A 288-nucleotide genomic window follows, 5' to 3' on the forward strand; every position below is an offset into this window, starting at 1 on the left:
CTGCGTTTCGCCCTGGATCGACGAGATCTGCGAGGAGATCTCCTCGGTTGCCTTCGACGTCTGGGTGGCGAGTTCCTTGACCTCGGCCGCAACGACCGCAAAGCCGCGGCCCGCCTCGCCGGCACGCGCCGCCTCGATGGTGGCGTTCAGCGCCAGCAGGTTGGTCTGTTCCGCGATCGCCTGGATGAGACCGACCACCTCGCCGATGCGCGATGCGGCGTCGGACAGACCCTTGATGCGCACGTTGGTGCTGTCGGCCTGGCTCGCCGCCTGCGAGGCGATCTCGCT

Annotated in this window: 1 protein-coding gene; it reads right to left on the reverse strand. The window is 68.1% G+C overall.

Going from position 1 to position 288, the window contains the following annotated elements:
* Positions 1–288, reverse strand: a 288-nt coding sequence (locus tag V2L18_RS23455; RefSeq protein WP_336180773.1) for a methyl-accepting chemotaxis protein, incomplete at both ends; no start/stop codon positions are given.

Source organism: Breoghania sp. JC706 (genome assembly GCF_037026715.1).
GTDB lineage: Bacteria > Pseudomonadota > Alphaproteobacteria > Rhizobiales > Stappiaceae > Breoghania.